We start from the raw sequence: 15,405 nt of genomic DNA, 5'->3' as shown, positions 1-15,405 counted from the left end.
GAAAAGGCCTACGAGATGGGCTTCACCCACGCCGCCGTGGGCGCCATGGTGCGCTCCAGCTATCACGCGGACCAGCAGGCACACGACGTGCTGAACACCCCCAGGAACTGACATGGCCGGCGCGCACGAGACCCTGTCCGTGCGCCACTATGGCGCTTCCCCGGGCAGTCATGCACACGACCATTTCCAGATCCTGCTGGGCCTGGAGGGCGTGCTTGAGCTGGAGGTCGACGGCCGCGGACGGCGCATCGGTCAGGGCGACGGGATGGTCATCACGCCAGGTCAGCGGCACGATTTCGAATCCGTCGCAGGCGCACAGTGCCTGGTGCTGGACTCGTCCGACCCGGACTGGGCGCGGCTGGATCGCAGCGTTCCCTTGCCGCAGACCCTGCCGCTGGCCCGGTATCTGGCGTCGGCCTGCTCGACAGGGCTGGCACGGGCCCGTCTGATGGGTCCGGCGCTGCTGCTGGAGGCCTGGGCGCCACCCGCGGGAGCCAAGCGCGTGCGGCGCACCATCGACTGGGCGACCCTGCAAGTCTGGGCGCGCCAGGCTGCAGGCGGGCCTATGTCGGTGGCCGAACTCGCTGCACGCGCCCACCTCAGCCCTGCGCAATTCACCGAGCGCTGCCGTCGGGAACTCGGCCTCAGCCCCATGGCTTGGCTGCGCGGCTTGCGGCTGGACCACGCGCGCCACCTGCGTGCGCAGGGCCTGCCCGTGGCCGAGGTTGCCCGCCGCTGCGGCTACCGATCTCCCTCTGCCCTCACGGCGGCATTGCGCAGAGACGGCGGCCCCACGCCCCTGAACATCGACGATTGACCCGCGGCGCGCGACGACCGCCGGGCTAAGCTCTGGCAGCCTGTTGCCGCTCCCCTGGCGCCTTTTCTACCTGGCGGTGATCGCCACGGCCATGTGCACCAGCACCGGCGCACCGCCCATGTGGATGCAAACCGACGGCATCGCCGCTCGTTCGTGCAGGCCCGGTGAAAGAAAAATACCTCATGCAGCGTCAAAGATTTCCAGTCTCCACGGCTTTGCTCCAGTTCCAACAGACCGTTTGCACAGGCTGAAGAGATGAACGCCAACCTGCTTGCACTGGGTGCCGTCGCCCTCTGGGGATCGCTGGCCGCGCTGGGGGTGGCCCTGTCCCACGTCCCGCCATTCCTGCTGACCGGCCTTTCGCTGCTGATCGGTAGCCTGATCGCCCTGCCGCTCTCATGCTTCGACTGGCGGCGCTGGCGGGTGCCGCCGGCGACGCTGGCCCTGGGCGTGTACGGCCTGTTCGGCTTCCACTTCCTGCTGTTCATCGCGCTGCGCCACGCCCCCCCGGTGCAGGCCAATCTGGTGAACTACCTGTGGCCGCTGGGCATTGTCGTGATGGCCCCCCTGTTTCTCCCCGGGATGGTGCTGACCGGACGCCACCTCCTGGCCGCCCTGCTGGGCTTCGGGGGCGCCGCCCTGGCCATCCTCGGGCGCAGCGGTGCGGCCGAGGCCGTCTGGGCGTGGGGCTACATCCCCGCCGCCGGCTCGGCCTTCATCTGGGCCAGCTATTCGCTGCTGACCAAGCGCGTGGCCCCGTTCCCGACCGCCTCCATCGGCAGCTTCGCCCTCGTGTCGGGCCTGCTGTCGCTGCTGTGCCACGCGCTCATGGAGCCGGCGATGACGCTGACACCGCAGGACTGGACGCTGATCGCCCTGCTCGGCCTTGGACCGCTGGGCGGCGCCTTCTTCCTGTGGGACGCGGCGCTCAAGCGCGGCGACGCGCGGCAGATCGGCGTGCTGAGCTTCCTCACGCCACTGCTGTCCACGCTGACCCTGCTGTGGATGCGTGGCGAGGCACCGAGCCTGTCGGTGGGTATGGCCGCGGCCCTGATCATCGGTGCGGCGGTGCTGGCCACGCGGCAGCCAACCGGCTGAGCCGCTCAGTCGGCCATCAGCGCAGCCGGATCCTCGGCCGCCAGCACACTCTGCGCCCAGGTCGCGAGCTTGCCGGTGTCGCAGCGCAGGATCTGCTGTTTGACGGCCAGGATCTGCGAGGGGTGCATCGAAAAACTGCGCAGGCCCAGGCCGAGCAGCAGGCGCGTCATGCCCACATCGCCCGCCATCTCGCCGCACACACTCACGCTCTTGCCCTGCGCCCGGGCCTGCGCGATGGTGTTGGCCACCAGTTGCAGCACCGCCGGGTGCACCGGGTCGTAGAGGTGGGCCACCGCCTCGTCGGCACGATCAATGGCCAGCGTGTACTGGATCAGGTCGTTGGTGCCGATGGAGAGAAAGTCAAAGTGGCGCAGGAACAGCGGGATCGTCAGCGCCGCAGCGGGCACCTCGATCATGGCGCCCAGCCGCACCTGACCATGCACCTGGCCCCGGGCGTCGAGCTGTGCGCGCGCCTTGTCGATCAGCGCCAGCGTCTGGCGGATCTCGCTGGCGTGCGCCAGCATCGGCACCAGCAGGTTGATCGGCCCCAGCGCGGCCGCTCTCAGAATGGCGCGCAGCTGCGCCAGGAACATGGCCGGATCGGCCAGGCTCCAGCGGATCGCGCGCAGACCCAGCGCCGGGTTGAGGTGGTCTTCTCCGGCGCGCACCGGCGTGCGGTCCAGCGGTTTGTCGGCGCCCACGTCGACCGTACGGATCGTCACCGGCAGGCCCTGCATGCCTTCCACGGCGCGGCGGTAGGCAGCGTACTGCTCCTCCTCGTCGGGCAGCTTGCCGTTGCGCCCCATGAACAGGAATTCGGTGCGGAACAGCCCCACACCCACGGCACCCGCCTTGAGTGCCGCGGCGGCGTCGTCGGGCTGCTCGATGTTGGCCAGCAGCTCGATCTTCTGGCCGTCCAGCGTCACAGCCGGCGTGTTCTTCAGGCGGGACAGCCGCTCGCGCTCGACTTCGCCCTGGCGCTGCTTGAAGCCGTACTCCGCCATCAGGATGGGCGAAGGGTCGACCACCACCACGCCAGCGTCGCCGTCGATGATGACCCAGTCGTCCTGGTTGATGAGGTGACTGGCCGAGCGCGCGCCCACCACCGCAGGAATGTCCATGCTGCGCGCGACGATGGCGGTGTGGCTGGTCTTGCCGCCCACATCCGTGACGAAGCCCGCAAACACGCTCTGCTTGAACTGCAGCATGTCGGCCGGCGACAGGTCGTGCGCGATCAGCACCAGCGGCACGTCCACGGAGGGATCGAACAGGGTGCCAGAGGCCTCGGCGGGGTCGGTCGGCGGCAGCGGCGCGGCCACGGGCGAGGCCACCCCGCGCATCATGCGCAGCATGCGCTCGACCACCTGTTCCAGGTCCGCCTTGCGCTCGCGCAGGTACGGATCCTCCATCTCGTCGAACTGGCGCGCGATCACCTCCAGCTGGGTGGTCAGCGCCCATTCGGCGTTGTAGTGGCGCTCGGTGATCCAGTGCTTGACGCCGCTGGTGAGCTGTTCGTCTTGCAGCAGCATCAGGTGCACGTCGAGCAGCGCGCTCAGCTCCGGATGGGCATCCTGCGAACCCAGCTCGTCCAGGCTGGCCTGGACCTTCTCGATCTCCGCGACCACACCGTTGCGGGCCTGCCGCAGGCGCTGGATTTCGGCCTCGACCTGATCGGGTTTGACGAAATAGTGGGCGACGTCGATGCGGCTGGACGCCACGATCACGGCCCGCCCGATGGCGATGCCCCGGGAGACGGCCAGGCCGTGGACGGTGAAGCTCACTCGCCTTCCCCGAACTTGTCGTTGATCAGCGCCACGATGGCGTCCATCGCCGCCTGCTCGTCCGGACCGCTGGTCTCGATCTCGACCTGGCTGCCCACGCCGGCTGCCAGCATCATGACGCCCATGATGCTCTTGGCATTGATGCGGCGGTCCCCTTTGGACATCCACACCTCGCACTGGTGACTGCCGGCCAGCTTGGTGAGCTTGGCAGAAGCGCGGGCGTGCAGGCCCAGCTTATTGCTGATGGTCGCGGTGGTCTTGATCATGTGTGGTTCTTCTCGCCTGATTCTGTGGTGCCGTCACGGCCACCTGGATCACACCCTGCGTGGCCCCCACCATGGCGCGAGAGACCAGCGCGTCCAGAGACTCGTGCCGGTACGACACGGTGCGCAGCAGCATCGGCAGGTTGACGCCGGCGATCAGCTTGGAGTGCACGCCATCGATGAGCTTGTGCGCCACGTTGCAGGGCGTGGCGCCGAACACGTCGGTGAGCACCAGGGTCTGCGGCGTGTCCAGCTGGCGCATGAGGATGCGCGCCTGGCCCAGCGACTCTTCCGGGGGGGCATTGGGCATGACATCCAGGGCCGACACCGCGCCAGCGCTGTCGGGGAACACGTGCAGCACGCAAGCCCGCAGGGCCGAGGCCAGCGGGGCATGCGCAACGATGAGGATGCCGTTCATGCTCCGGAGTTTATCCCCCGGGGGCGGCGCGCTGGCGCCAGTGGCCGAGCAGGAAAACCCCATAGGCCGCGGCGCAGCACAGACCGAACACGGTGATGGCACCCCGGAAGCGCGCCAAGGCGTCCCAACCCAGCAAGCCGAAGGCGTCCACCAGCCCGCCAATCGCCCATTGCACCAGGAACACCCCGGCAAAGATGACCAGGTTGTAGGCCGACAGCGCGCGTCCGGCCGCCGCCGCCGGCATCGCCAGCGCCACCGCGGGCTGCGACAGCGAGACAAAGGTGCTGCTCACGCAGAACGCGGCCCACAACGGCCAGCCGGCCCCGGGGCCCAGCACCACGATGGCGGCCAGCGCAATGAAACTCAAGGGCAGGCCCCAGGCGATCAGTCGCTCGGCCCGGATGCCCCGCCGCGCCAGGTGGGGGTTGACCATGCCCCACAGCCAGAAGCTCAGCAGCATGCACAGGTTGATCGCAAACAGCCCTACCGCCGCGCGCTGCGGCGTGTATCCCGCCACCTGCACCATCCACGGACCGGCCCAGAGGGTCTGCACCGCGACCATGCCGCCGTAGTTGACGAAGCCGATGGGCGCCATCTGACGGAAGTACGGATGGCGCCAGATGAAGCCGTAGCCCGACGATTCGGGCTCGGCCACCAAGAGCGCGGCCTCGCTGCGCCAGCGCGGCACCAGGGCCGCCAGCACCAGCATGGACAGCAGCACCAGCGCCGCCAGCAGCCAGAACAGACCGCGCCAGCCCAGCACAGGCATCAGCCACTGCACCGGCAGGGTGGACGCCACCATGCCCAGCGAGCCGGTCATCAGCATCCAGGAGTTGGCGCGCATCTGTGTGGCCGGCCGCAGCCAGCGGCGGTAGCCGGTGAGCGGTGCCATGAGACAGGCGCTCACACCCATGCCGGTGAGCACGCGGGCGGCCAGCAAGCCCGTGAAGCTGCTTGCCATGGCAAAGGCCACGCAGCCGAGCACCGCCACGCCCAGGAACGCCAGGATCACCCGCCGCGGCCCGTACCGGTCCAGCCACGAGCCCAGGGGCAGCTGCGTCAGCGCGAAGCCGAAAAAGTAGCCGCCGGCCAGCAGGCCAAGGTCGCTCGCCTGGAGCGACAGCTCGGCGCTCAGCACCGGCGACAGCGTGGCGGTGACCGCGCGGATGAGCGCCGAGAGGAAGTAGGCCAGCGCGAACGCCAGAAACACAGACACCGCCACCAGGGGCGACAACACATCGTCTCCCGGCGAGGCCTTGGCCACCGCGGTCATGGAGCGGCCAGATCCAGTCCGGCGAAGAAGGCTTCGTTCGCTCCCTGGTCCAGGCGGTTGCCATAGACCGCGGCCTGGAACACCTGGGTGCCGCGGGCGAAGTACACCGCCTGCGTGAGCACCGGCCGCCCCTGGGGGTCGGTGCCCCGGGCGCGCAGCCCCCGGACCTGCGAGGCTCCCTTGACCTCGACCGCCCAGGCCAGCCCCGGGTCGTCCAGCGAAGCCTCTGTCACCCGCAGCGTCTGAAGGCTGGCCAAAGGCCAGGCCGCCAATGCCGCCGGCACCTGGTCGGCCCGGCCGACGTCGGTCCAGGCCACCGCGAACCGCATGCCGCCGGCCTCGCAGGCGTGCATGTGCAGCTCCACCGGCGTACCGACCATCGGCACCGGCCGGCTGGCGCTCTCGGGTTTGCAGGGCATCAGCGCGCGCAGGGGCGTGCCGGGAACCGGCCACTCGCGCCAGTTGAACGTGGGGCTGCAGGCCACAACAGTCAGCAGCGCCACCAGACCGGCGGCGCGCAAAGGGTGCAACAAGGGTGTCTCCCGAAGGCGCGGCAGCGGGGCGCCGCCGCAGAAGGCTCATGGGCCCGTGGGTTGCTGCCGATGGTATCTGCATCCTCGGCCCGGCCAGCGATTCAACCCGGTTGGAAAAATGCCCTGATCGCGGTATCGTGAGTCCCCCGGCGACCATACCCCCCTGAGTTTTCTGTTCCCATGACCACCCCCGCTCTTTTGTCGACCCTTCCCAGTCCGACCTCGCTGCGTGGCAGCGCCCAAGGGGCGGTGGCACGTGGCGAGCCGCTGGTCGTGATGACCACCGTGGCCGGTTGTCCGTACTGCGACCTCGTGCGCAACCACCATCTGCTGCCCATGCTGCGCCAGGGCCAATTGCACGCAGTCCAGCTCGACATCCGCGACCGAACCAGCAATCTGCAGGGATTCGACGGCTCGATGACCACGCCCGCAGAGCAGGCCAAAGCCTGGAAAGCCCGTTTCGCTCCCACCGTGCTGTTTCTGGGGGCCAAGGGGGAGGAACTCGCGGAGCGGCTGGTTGGCGTGGCGGTGCCGGATTTTTACGGCGAATACCTCGACGCCCGACTCCAGCAGGCGCGCACCCGGCTGCGCTGAACATTGCCTGATCGGTATGAACTCCCGGACAATCCGGGGATCACACCCGACTCTTTCTGTACTTTGTTGCCCTGCGCCATGATGTCTTCCCAGTTCTTCCCCCGTCGCACCGCGCTCGGAGCCCTGCTCGCGGCCGCAGTGCTCGGCCTGTCCGGCTGTGCTTCGGGTGACGAAGCGCCCGCCTCCCGCTTTGTGCTGCTGGACGGCAGCAGCACCACCACCGCCGACCTCAAGGGCAAGGTGACCCTCATCAATTTCTGGGCCACCACCTGCGTCACCTGCGTCAAGGAGATGCCATCGCTGGTCAGCACCCACCAGAAGTACAAGGACAAGGGCTACGAGACCATCGCGGTGGCGATGAGCTACGACCAGCCCGCCTGGGTGGCCAACTACGCGCAGTCGCGCCAGTTGCCGTTCAAGGTGGCTCTGGACAACACCGGCGAGCTGGCCAGGAACTGGGGCGATGTGAAGCTCACGCCCACCACCTACCTGGTCGACAAGCAGGGCCGCATCGTCAAGCGCTTCGTGGGCGAGCCCGACTTCGGCACACTGCACCAGCTGATCGAGAACCTGCTCGCCAAGAGCTGACCGATATCCCCCCGCCGCCAAGAAAAAAAGGGCTGGCGCCCTGACGGAGCCAGCCCTTTTTTGTTTTGCAGCAACGCCGAAGTGCCTGCTTACTCCTTGCGAAAGCTGTCGTGACAGGCCTTGCAGGTCCTGGCCGATTCGCCAAAGGCCTTCTTCAGATTGTCGAGGTTGCCCGTCTTGGCTGCGGCGTTGAGAAGCGCCACCGACGCCATCATGTCCTCCGATGCCTTCCTGAACTTGCCACCGTCGGTCCAGATCTCCGGCTTGGCACTGGTTTCCCCCTTGTCGGATCCGGCGATGAACCCGCCCCAGGGCAGCTTGCTCATGAACTCCACGGTCGCCGCATTTTCTGCCGCCACCTTGGCGTCAAAGGGCACTCTCTCGCTGGCCATCGCGCCAATGCGGCCGAAATGAGCGGCCATCACCGTCATGGCCGCCTTGCGGTACTTGATGGCATCTTCCGGCTTCTGGAACTGGGCCATCGCCGGCACCGACAGTGTGGACACGACGGCGGCCAGCGTGAGTGAAGCAAGCAGTTTCATGAGGACTCCTGCGCAGGGTTGATTGAAAAAACGGGTGGACGCGTAACCGGACGGGTTACCTGAGCGAGGAGTGGTCTGCGTGGGAAAAAGTTCCGCGGGAACCCGTGTCCGTGTATCTTCTCTATCCGTCCCTCGGCTTCTTCACCAGGTCCTTGCCATGCACACCATCCGCGTCTGGGATCTTCCAACCCGCCTGTTCCACTGGGCACTGGCCCTCTGCGTCATCGGCCTGGTCGTCACCGCCAATGTGGGCGGCAGCTGGATGATCTGGCACGGGCGCCTGGGCTACACGGTCTTGAGCCTGCTGCTGTTTCGCATCGTTTGGGGTTTCGTTGGCGGGCACTGGTCCCGTTTCAGCAGCTTCCTCTATGGCCCGTCGGCGGTGCTGGCCTACTTGCGAGGTAACGCCCGGCCCGAACACCGCGTCGGTCACAACCCGCTGGGCATGCTGTCAGTGTTCGCGTTGCTCGTGGTGTTGCTGCTTCAGGTGAGCACCGGCCTGTTCGCCGACGACGAGATCGCCTTCACCGGCCCCCTGGCCAGTCTGGTGTCGGGGGACACGGTGAGCCAGGCCACCCGCTACCACAAGTCCGTCGGCAAGCTTCTGCTCATTGCGCTGGTGGTGTTGCACGTGCTGGCCATCCTGGTCTACAAGTGGATCAAGAAAGACAACCTCTTGGGTGCGATGGTGCTGGGGGACAAGCAGGTGGCAACCCCGTTGCCCAGCGCCCGGGACAGTGCGTCGTCGCGCCTGCTGGCGCTGCTGATCTGGGCAGTGTGCGCTGCCGCGGTGTATTGGGTGGTCGGGCTGGGTCAGACACCGAGCAGCGGGGGATGATGAGCTTCTGCCCTGTCGTATAGTGCCCGCTCGCCTGCACCGTTTCTTCTATCCGATGCCCGACTCCCGTCAAGCTTCCCAGTTGTCACTCATGCACGCCCGCACGGTCGGTGAACTGGAGTCGGTTCGGGCATTGTTTCTGGACTACCAGGCGGGGCTGGGCATCGACCTCTGCTTTCAGGGGTTTGAAGAGGAGCTGCGGTCGCTGCCCGGCGACTATGCCGAACCAGCCGGGGGGCTCTTCCTCGTGCAAGTCGATGGTTCACCGGCGGGGTGCTGCGCCTTCCGGCCGCTGGCCAACAGCGACCACCTCAATGCGTGCGAAATGAAACGGCTGTTTGTTCGCCCGGCGTTCCGCGGGCTCGGGCTGGGTCGGCAACTGGTGGATGCAGTGATCATGGGCGCGCAGCAGGCCGGATACACAACCATGTTGCTGGATACCCTGACCGACATGGAGGCGGCCCGCGCCCTCTACCACGAGGTAGGCTTCGTGGAGACCGAGCCTTACTATCACAACCCGCTGGCGGGCGCGCACTACCTCAAGCTGGATCTGCGCGCCCTCACCCTGGGCGGTACCTGAACCTCAGGAACGGGCCTGGGCCAGCAGCGTCGCTGCGTCGCTGACCTCGAACTTGCCAGGACCTTCGACGTTGAGCGTCTTGACCACGCCATCCTCGATGAGCATCGAATAGCGGTTGCTGCGCAAGCCCATGCCCCGCGCGGTCAGATCAAGCGTCAGGCCGGTCGCCTTGGCGAAATCCGCGCTGCCGTCCGCCAGCATGCGCACCTTGGTGCCCGTGTTCTGGTCGCGGGCCCACGCGCCCATCACGAAGGCATCGTTGACGCTCACGCACCAGACCTCGTCCACGCCCGCAGCCTTCAGCGCCTCGTACTGCTCCACATAACCCGGCACATGCTTGGCCGAGCAGGTGGGCGTGAACGCACCAGGCAACGCAAAGAGGGCGATGGTCTTGCCGGCGCTGGCCTTGGTCGTGTCCACCGGATTCGGTCCAATGCTGCAGCCGTTGCCTTCGACTTCGCTGTACTCCATCAGCGTGACCGCCGGAATCTTGTCGCCAACCTGAATCATGGTGTGTTCTCCTCGTCTGTGGTGGCCCGGAGGCCGGAAATGAAAAAAGCGACCGAAATTCTCGGTCGCTTTTTCAGGTTGCGCAGTGAGAGGCGCAAACAGGCTTACACCACAGCGGCCTTTTGAACCAGGCGGGTCGCCACCCAGTTCTTGGTCTTGGACAGCGGGCGGCTTTCGGTGATCTCGATCACGTCGCCGAGCTTGTATTCACCCTTTTCGTCGTGGGCGTGGTACTTGCTCGACTTGGCGACGATCTTGTCGTAGAGCTCGTGCTTCACACGGCGCTCGACCAGAACCGTCACGGTCTTGGCGCGCTTGTCACTGACCACCTTGCCGATCAGGGTGCGCTTGAGGGATGTTTTGGCTTCCGTCATTTCGTCACTCCTTACTTGGCGGCGGCGCGTTGCTTCTCGGCAAGGATGGTCTTGGCACGAGCGATGGCACGGCGGGTGTCGCCCAGCGTGGCGGTGTTGTTGAGTTGTTGCGTGGCCTTCTGCATGCGCAGGCCGAAATGGGCCTTCTGCAGAGACTTCACTTCGGCTTCCAGGCCGGCCACATCCTTCTGGCGCAGTTCAGCAGCTTTCATCTATGTTCTCCTGAATCACTGACCCAGCATGCGTGCCACGAACGTGGTGCGCAGGGGAAGTTTGGCGGCGGCCAGGGCGAAGGCTTCACGAGCGAGCTGCTCGGGCACGCCCACGATTTCGTACAGCACCTTGCCGGGCTGGATTTCGGCCACGTAGTACTCCACGGAACCCTTGCCGTTGCCCATACGGACTTCGGCTGGCTTCTGGGAGATCGGCTTGTCCGGGAACACGCGGATCCAGATGCGGCCACCACGCTTGACGTGGCGGGAAATCGCACGGCGTGCAGCCTCGATCTGGCGGGCCGTCAGACGGCCGCGGTCGGTCGACTTCAGGCCGAAGTCGCCGAAGGCAACGGTGGCGCCGCTGGTGGCGACGCCCGTGTTGCGGCCCTTTTGCTCTTTACGGTACTTGCGACGAGCAGGTTGCAGCATGTTTATTCTCCTTTGCCGTCCGCAGGTGCCCCTGCGGGTGCGTCTTTGCGAACGCGCTTAACGGCGGGTTTGTCGGTGGCCTCGGCAGGCTTGTCGCTGCCATCGGTCGGGGCGGCATTGCCACCGCGACGCACAGCGGCGCGGGCAGCAGGACCGGCCGGACGCTCACGGCGCGGGCCACGGGGGCGACGCTCTTCTTCCGGACGCGGGGTTTCCACAGCAGGAAGATCGTTGCGACCCAGGGTGTCACCCTTGTAAACCCAGACCTTGACGCCAATGACGCCGTAGGTGGTCTTGGCTTCCGAGGTGCCGTAGTCGATGTCCGCGCGCAGGGTGTGCAGCGGCACACGGCCTTCGCGGTACCACTCGGTACGGGCGATTTCGATGCCGTTCAGACGGCCGGCAGACATGATCTTGATGCCCAGGGCACCCAGACGCATGGCGTTCTGCATGGCGCGCTTCATGGCGCGGCGGAACATGATCCGCTTCTCGAGCTGCTGGGTAATCGAGTCGGCGATCAGCTTGGCATCGATTTCGGGCTTGCGCACTTCCTCGATGTTCACCGCGACCGGCACGCCCAGCTTGGCGGCCAGATCCTTCTTCAGCTTCTCGATGTCCTCGCCCTTCTTGCCGATCACCACGCCCGGACGTGCCGAGTAGATGGTGATGCGTGCGTTCTTGGCGGGGCGCTCGATCACGACGCGCGAAACGGCGGCGTTCTTCAGCTTGCCCTTGAGGTACTCGCGCACCTTGATGTCTTCGGCCAGCATGCCGGCGAAGTCACGATTGGATGCGTACCAGCGGCTGGCCCAGTTGCGGGAAACTGCGAGGCGGAAGCCGGTGGGGTTGATTTTCTGTCCCATATGTCCTCTTGCCTCTTCAGTTGCCAACCGTCACGTAGATGTGACACGTGGGTTTGCTGATGCGGTTGCCGCGGCCCTTGGCGCGGGCAGCGAAACGCTTGAGCGTGGTGCCTTGCTCGACGTAGATCGACTTGACGAACAGTTCGTCGATGTCGGCCCCGTCGTTGTGCTCGGCGTTGGCGATCGCGGAGTCGAGCGCCTTCTTGACAATGCCGGCGGCCTTCTTTTGCGTGAACGACAGGATGTTCAGGGCCTGGTCGACCTTCTTGCCACGAATCAGGTCGGCCACGAGACGGCCTTTGTCCACCGACAGGCGCACGCCGCGAACGACGGAGCGGGTTTCTGTACTCATGGTTGGTCCTTACTTCTTGGCTTTCTTGTCGGCCGGGTGGCCTTTGAACGTGCGCGTCAGCGAAAACTCGCCGAGCTTGTGTCCCACCATCTGGTCGGTGATGTACACGGGCACGTGCTGCTTGCCGTTGTGCACGGCGATCGTCAGACCGATGAACTCGGGCAGGATCATGGAGCGGCGCGACCAGGTCTTGACGGGCTTCTTGTCCTTGGTGGACACAGCCTTCTCGACCTTGGCCATCAGGTGGTGGTCAACGAAGGGACCTTTTTTGAGAGAACGAGTCATTTCGTCAACCCCTTACTTCTTGCGACGCGACACGATCATGTTCTGCGTGCGGCGGTTGTTGCGGGTGCGGTAACCCTTGGTCAGGTTGCCCCACGGATCCACCGGTGCACGACCTTCGCCGGTCTTGCCTTCACCACCACCGTGCGGGTGGTCGATCGGGTTCATGGCGGTACCGCGCACGGTCGGGCGGATGCCCATGTGGCGCTTGATACCGGCCTTGCCGATCTGGCGCAGGCTGTGCTCGGTGTTGGAGACCTCACCGATGGTGGCGCGGCAATCCACATGGATCTTGCGCACTTCGCCCGAACGCATGCGAACCTGGGCGTAGATGCCTTCGCGGGCCAGCAGCACGGCGGAGGCACCAGCGGAACGGGCAATCTGTGCACCCTTGCCGACTTGCAGCTCGATGCAGTGGATCGTCGAACCGACGGGGATGTTGCGGATCGGCAGGGTGTTGCCCACGCGGATCGGCGACTCGGAACCGGACAGCAGCGTGGCACCGACTTCAACGCCACGCGGGGCGATGATGTAGCGGCGCTCGCCGTCGGCGTAGCACAGCAGCGCGATGTGTGCGGTGCGGTTCGGGTCGTACTCGATGCGCTCGACCTTGGCCGGAATGTTGTCCTTGTTGCGACGGAAGTCGACCACACGGTAGTGGTGCTTGGCACCGCCGCCCTTGTGGCGAACCGTGATGTGGCCGTTGTTGTTGCGGCCGGACTTCTGGTGCTGGGGCTCCAGCAGCGGCGCGAAACCGTCACCCTTGTGCAGGTGTTCGCGCGTGACCTTCACCATGCCGCGACGGCCTGGCGAAGTCGGTTTCATCTTGATCACTGCCATGATTAGGCCTCCCCACCGAAGTTGAGTTCCTGACCTTCGGCCAGCGTGACATAGGCCTTGCGCACATGGTCACGGCGACCCACGGTCTTGCCGAAGCGCTTGGTCTTGCCCTTCTGGTTGAGCACGGACACGCCCTTGACCTGGACCTTGAACATCAGTTCAACGGCGGCCTTGATTTCGGGCTTGGTGGCGTCCTGCAGCACCTTGAACAGCACCGCATTGGACTGCTCGGCGGCTTGCGTGGCCTTTTCCGACACGATCGGTGCCACGAGCACCTGCATCAGACGGCCTTCGTCGTATTTCGTGACGCTCATGCGAACATCTCCTTGAGCTGGTCGATGGCACCCTTGGTGACGATCACCTTCTTGTAGTGCACCAGCGACACCGGGTCGGCGTAACGCGGCTCGACCACGAGCACGTTGGCCAGGTTGCGCGAAGCCAGGTACAGGTTCTCGTCGACTTCTTCGGCGATGACCAGCACGTTGCTGAGGTTCATGGCCTTGAACTTGGCGGCGAGCTGCTTGGTCTTGGGCGAGTCCACCTTGATGGAGTCGACCACGGCCAGGCGGCCTTCACGCACCAGCTGCGAGAAGATGGAGGCCATGCCGGCGCGGTACATCTTCTTGTTGAGCTTCTGGGTGAAGTTTTCGTCCGGGCTGTTCGGGAAGATGCGGCCACCCCCGCGCCACAGCGGCGAGGACGTCATACCGGCACGGGCGTTGCCGGTGCCTTTCTGCTTGAACGGCTTCTTGGTCGAGTGCTTGACCTGTTCACGGTCTTTTTGCGCACGCGTACCTTGACGGGCGTTGGCCTGATAAGCCACCACGAGCTGGTGGATCAGGGATTCGTTGTAGTCACGACCAAACACAGTCTCGGGCACGTCCAGCTTGGACGCAGCCTGGCCCTGGTCGTTCAGGAGTTCAACTTGCATCAGTTAGCTCCCTTCTTGGCCTTGACGGCGGGACGGACGGTCAGGAAGCCGCCGTTGGCGCCAGGCACGGCACCACGGATCATCAGCAGCTGACGGGCTTCGTCGACGCGGAAGATGTCCAGGTTCTGGATGGTCTTGGTCTGGTCGCCCATGTGGCCGGTCATCTTCTTGCCCGGGAACACGCGGCCCGGATCCTGGGCCATGGAGATCGAGCCCGGCACGTTGTGCGAACGGCTGTTGCCGTGCGACGCGCGTTGCGAGCTGAAGTTGTGGCGCTTGATGGTGCCGGCATAACCTTTACCGATCGAAGTGCCTTGCACGTCGACCTTCTGGCCGGCGGCGAAGATGGCGTTGGCGGCCACGGTAGCGCCCGGCTGGTACTGGGCAGCCACATCGGCAGCGACGCGGAATTCCTGGATGATTTCACCCGCTTCGACACCGGCCTTGGCCAGGTGGCCCGCGACGGGCTTGGTCACGCGGGAGGCGCGGCGCTGGCCGAAAGTGACCTGCAGCGCGTCGTAGCCGTCGTTGGCTTGGGTTTTGACTTGCGTCACACGGTTGTTCGACACATCGACCACCGTGACAGGCACTGCGTCCCCGTCATCGGTGAACAGACGCATCATGCCCACCTTGCGACCCAACAACCCGAGGGAGTTGCTAAGACTCATTGTTTTCTCCGTTCCCGACTGCAATTGGCCGGGGCTGATGTTTCGTCCCGGCCTTCCTAAGACTGCCGGAGCTGATGGTGCGCAGCCCACCGGTCGAAGACCGAAAGACGAACGCGGTTAAGGGCCAGAAGCCCGAAAAGCCCGCCAGTATAACCAGCGGGCTTTGTTTGTGCAAGCCCGGCCATCGCCGAGCCTGCGCACTGCTGATTACTGCAGCTTGATCTCGACGTCCACGCCGGCCGGCAGATCCAGCTTCATCAGGGCGTCGACCGTCTTGTCGGTCGGGTCGACGATGTCCATCAGGCGCTGGTGGGTGCGGATTTCCAGCTGGTCGCGCGAGGTCTTGTTGACGTGCGGCGAACGCAGGATGTCGAAGCGCTTCATGCGGGTCGGCAGCGGCACAGGCCCCTTGACGATCGCGCCGGTACGCTTGGCGGTGTCGACGATCTCGGCAGCCGAGGTGTCGATCAGCTTGTAATCAAACGCCTTCAGGCGGATGCGGATTTTCTGCTTGGTAGACATGCGGTTCTCCGATCCGGTTACGCAATGATCTTGGCCACGACGCCGGCGCCGACGGTGCGACCGCCTTCACGGATGGCGAAGCGCAGACCTTCTT

The 15,405-nt window shown here is 65.6% G+C and carries 24 protein-coding genes and 1 pseudogene; 6 read left to right on the top strand and 19 right to left on the bottom strand.

The window, feature by feature from the left end:
• Positions 1 to 112: 112 nt before the first annotated feature.
• The gene (locus RCO38_RS24100) at positions 113 to 817 is read left to right on the top strand and encodes an AraC family transcriptional regulator (RefSeq protein WP_308331136.1); all 705 of its coding nucleotides are present in this window, start codon (positions 113 to 115) and stop codon (positions 815 to 817) included.
• A 255-nt stretch (positions 818 to 1,072) separates the two neighbouring features.
• Complete coding sequence (locus RCO38_RS24095) at positions 1,073 to 1,915, top strand: DMT family transporter (RefSeq protein WP_308331135.1); 843 nt, start codon at positions 1,073 to 1,075, stop codon at positions 1,913 to 1,915.
• 5 nt (positions 1,916 to 1,920) lie between these two features.
• On the opposite strand, the gene ptsP is transcribed toward RCO38_RS24095, so the two are convergent.
• The 5 genes from ptsP to RCO38_RS24070 are packed head-to-tail and all read right to left on the bottom strand — an operon-like array spanning position 1,921 to position 6,183.
• The gene (gene ptsP / locus RCO38_RS24090) at positions 1,921 to 3,696 is read right to left on the bottom strand and encodes a phosphoenolpyruvate--protein phosphotransferase (protein WP_308331134.1); all 1,776 of its coding nucleotides are present in this window, start codon (positions 3,694 to 3,696) and stop codon (positions 1,921 to 1,923) included.
• Positions 3,693 to 3,962: an HPr family phosphocarrier protein gene (locus tag RCO38_RS24085; protein WP_066157661.1), complete on the bottom strand. Its 270-nt coding sequence runs from the start codon at positions 3,960 to 3,962 to the stop codon at positions 3,693 to 3,695. Before RCO38_RS24085 ends, ptsP begins: the two co-directional genes overlap by 4 nt.
• Positions 3,931 to 4,377, bottom strand: coding sequence for a PTS sugar transporter subunit IIA (locus RCO38_RS24080; protein WP_308331133.1), 447 nt, complete (start codon positions 4,375 to 4,377; stop codon positions 3,931 to 3,933). Before RCO38_RS24080 ends, RCO38_RS24085 begins: the two co-directional genes overlap by 32 nt.
• A gap of 10 nt (positions 4,378 to 4,387) precedes the next feature.
• Entirely contained in the window at positions 4,388 to 5,650 is a 1,263-nt protein-coding gene (locus tag RCO38_RS24075; RefSeq protein WP_308331132.1) for an MFS transporter, read from the bottom strand.
• Positions 5,647 to 6,183: a hypothetical protein gene (locus RCO38_RS24070; protein WP_308331131.1), complete on the bottom strand. Its 537-nt coding sequence runs from the start codon at positions 6,181 to 6,183 to the stop codon at positions 5,647 to 5,649. The genes RCO38_RS24075 and RCO38_RS24070 overlap by 4 nt, the downstream gene beginning before the upstream one ends.
• A 180-nt stretch (positions 6,184 to 6,363) precedes the next feature.
• Here RCO38_RS24070 and RCO38_RS24065 point away from each other — a divergent pair, with 180 nt between their 5' ends.
• Positions 6,364 to 6,777, top strand: coding sequence for a thioredoxin fold domain-containing protein (locus RCO38_RS24065; RefSeq protein WP_308331130.1), 414 nt, complete (start codon positions 6,364 to 6,366; stop codon positions 6,775 to 6,777).
• Between the two features lie 78 nt (positions 6,778 to 6,855).
• Positions 6,856 to 7,365, top strand: a complete 510-nt coding sequence (locus tag RCO38_RS24060; protein WP_308331129.1) for a TlpA family protein disulfide reductase — start codon at positions 6,856 to 6,858, stop codon at positions 7,363 to 7,365.
• Between the two features lie 89 nt (positions 7,366 to 7,454).
• Here RCO38_RS24060 and RCO38_RS24055 read toward each other — a convergent pair whose 3' ends face one another.
• On the bottom strand, positions 7,455 to 7,907 hold the full coding sequence (locus tag RCO38_RS24055) for a c-type cytochrome (protein ID WP_308331128.1): 453 nt from the start codon (positions 7,905 to 7,907) through the stop codon (positions 7,455 to 7,457).
• A 157-nt stretch (positions 7,908 to 8,064) separates the two neighbouring features.
• Between RCO38_RS24055 and RCO38_RS24050 the strand changes: the two genes are divergently transcribed.
• Together RCO38_RS24050 and RCO38_RS24045 are read left to right on the top strand one after the other, a co-directional pair.
• Positions 8,065 to 8,745 (top strand): cytochrome b/b6 domain-containing protein, encoded by a 681-nt coding sequence (locus RCO38_RS24050; protein WP_308331127.1) that lies wholly within the window; start codon positions 8,065 to 8,067, stop codon positions 8,743 to 8,745.
• A gap of 91 nt (positions 8,746 to 8,836) precedes the next feature.
• Entirely contained in the window at positions 8,837 to 9,325 is a 489-nt protein-coding gene (locus RCO38_RS24045; RefSeq protein WP_308331126.1) for a GNAT family N-acetyltransferase, read from the top strand.
• Positions 9,326 to 9,328: 3 nt separating this feature from the next.
• Here RCO38_RS24045 and RCO38_RS24040 read toward each other — a convergent pair whose 3' ends face one another.
• The 13 genes and pseudogenes from RCO38_RS24040 to RCO38_RS23980 all read right to left on the bottom strand — a co-directional run.
• Positions 9,329 to 9,835 (bottom strand): peroxiredoxin, encoded by a 507-nt coding sequence (locus tag RCO38_RS24040; protein WP_308331125.1) that lies wholly within the window; start codon positions 9,833 to 9,835, stop codon positions 9,329 to 9,331.
• Between the two features lie 104 nt (positions 9,836 to 9,939).
• Positions 9,940 to 10,209, bottom strand: a complete 270-nt coding sequence (rpsQ, locus tag RCO38_RS24035) for a 30S ribosomal protein S17 (RefSeq protein WP_066157687.1) — start codon at positions 10,207 to 10,209, stop codon at positions 9,940 to 9,942.
• 11 nt (positions 10,210 to 10,220) lie between these two features.
• Positions 10,221 to 10,421: a 50S ribosomal protein L29 gene (gene rpmC / locus RCO38_RS24030; protein WP_308331124.1), complete on the bottom strand. Its 201-nt coding sequence runs from the start codon at positions 10,419 to 10,421 to the stop codon at positions 10,221 to 10,223.
• Between the two features lie 15 nt (positions 10,422 to 10,436).
• Positions 10,437 to 10,853 (bottom strand): 50S ribosomal protein L16, encoded by a 417-nt coding sequence (gene rplP / locus RCO38_RS24025; RefSeq protein WP_066157696.1) that lies wholly within the window; start codon positions 10,851 to 10,853, stop codon positions 10,437 to 10,439.
• Between the two features lie 2 nt (positions 10,854 to 10,855).
• Entirely contained in the window at positions 10,856 to 11,716 is an 861-nt protein-coding gene (gene rpsC / locus RCO38_RS24020) for a 30S ribosomal protein S3 (protein ID WP_308331123.1), read from the bottom strand.
• 16 nt (positions 11,717 to 11,732) lie between these two features.
• On the bottom strand, positions 11,733 to 12,068 hold the full coding sequence (gene rplV / locus RCO38_RS24015) for a 50S ribosomal protein L22 (RefSeq protein WP_066157701.1): 336 nt from the start codon (positions 12,066 to 12,068) through the stop codon (positions 11,733 to 11,735).
• Between the two features lie 9 nt (positions 12,069 to 12,077).
• The gene (gene rpsS, locus RCO38_RS24010) at positions 12,078 to 12,353 is read right to left on the bottom strand and encodes a 30S ribosomal protein S19 (protein ID WP_066157704.1); all 276 of its coding nucleotides are present in this window, start codon (positions 12,351 to 12,353) and stop codon (positions 12,078 to 12,080) included.
• A gap of 12 nt (positions 12,354 to 12,365) precedes the next feature.
• Complete coding sequence (rplB, locus tag RCO38_RS24005) at positions 12,366 to 13,190, bottom strand: 50S ribosomal protein L2 (RefSeq protein WP_308331121.1); 825 nt, start codon at positions 13,188 to 13,190, stop codon at positions 12,366 to 12,368.
• Positions 13,191 to 13,192: 2 nt separating this feature from the next.
• Complete coding sequence (gene rplW / locus RCO38_RS24000; RefSeq protein ID WP_066157709.1) at positions 13,193 to 13,504, bottom strand: 50S ribosomal protein L23; 312 nt, start codon at positions 13,502 to 13,504, stop codon at positions 13,193 to 13,195.
• Positions 13,501 to 14,121, bottom strand: a complete 621-nt coding sequence (gene rplD, locus RCO38_RS23995; RefSeq protein WP_066157712.1) for a 50S ribosomal protein L4 — start codon at positions 14,119 to 14,121, stop codon at positions 13,501 to 13,503. Before rplD ends, rplW begins: the two co-directional genes overlap by 4 nt.
• Positions 14,121 to 14,789 carry a 50S ribosomal protein L3 gene (rplC, locus tag RCO38_RS23990; protein ID WP_308331119.1) on the bottom strand — a complete coding sequence of 223 codons (669 nt, stop codon included), beginning with the start codon at positions 14,787 to 14,789 and terminating at the stop codon, positions 14,121 to 14,123. Before rplC ends, rplD begins: the two co-directional genes overlap by 1 nt.
• Before the next feature lie 207 nt (positions 14,790 to 14,996).
• Complete coding sequence (gene rpsJ / locus RCO38_RS23985; RefSeq protein WP_066157716.1) at positions 14,997 to 15,311, bottom strand: 30S ribosomal protein S10; 315 nt, start codon at positions 15,309 to 15,311, stop codon at positions 14,997 to 14,999.
• Positions 15,312 to 15,328: 17 nt separating this feature from the next.
• Positions 15,329 to 15,405: pseudogene (locus RCO38_RS23980) on the bottom strand (EF-Tu/IF-2/RF-3 family GTPase); the annotation flags it as partial.

It is taken from the genome of Hydrogenophaga pseudoflava (genome assembly GCF_031020795.1).
Taxonomy (GTDB): domain Bacteria; phylum Pseudomonadota; class Gammaproteobacteria; order Burkholderiales; family Burkholderiaceae_C; genus Hydrogenophaga; species Hydrogenophaga pseudoflava_A.
This window is presented reverse-complemented; position numbering and strand designations above follow the sequence as displayed.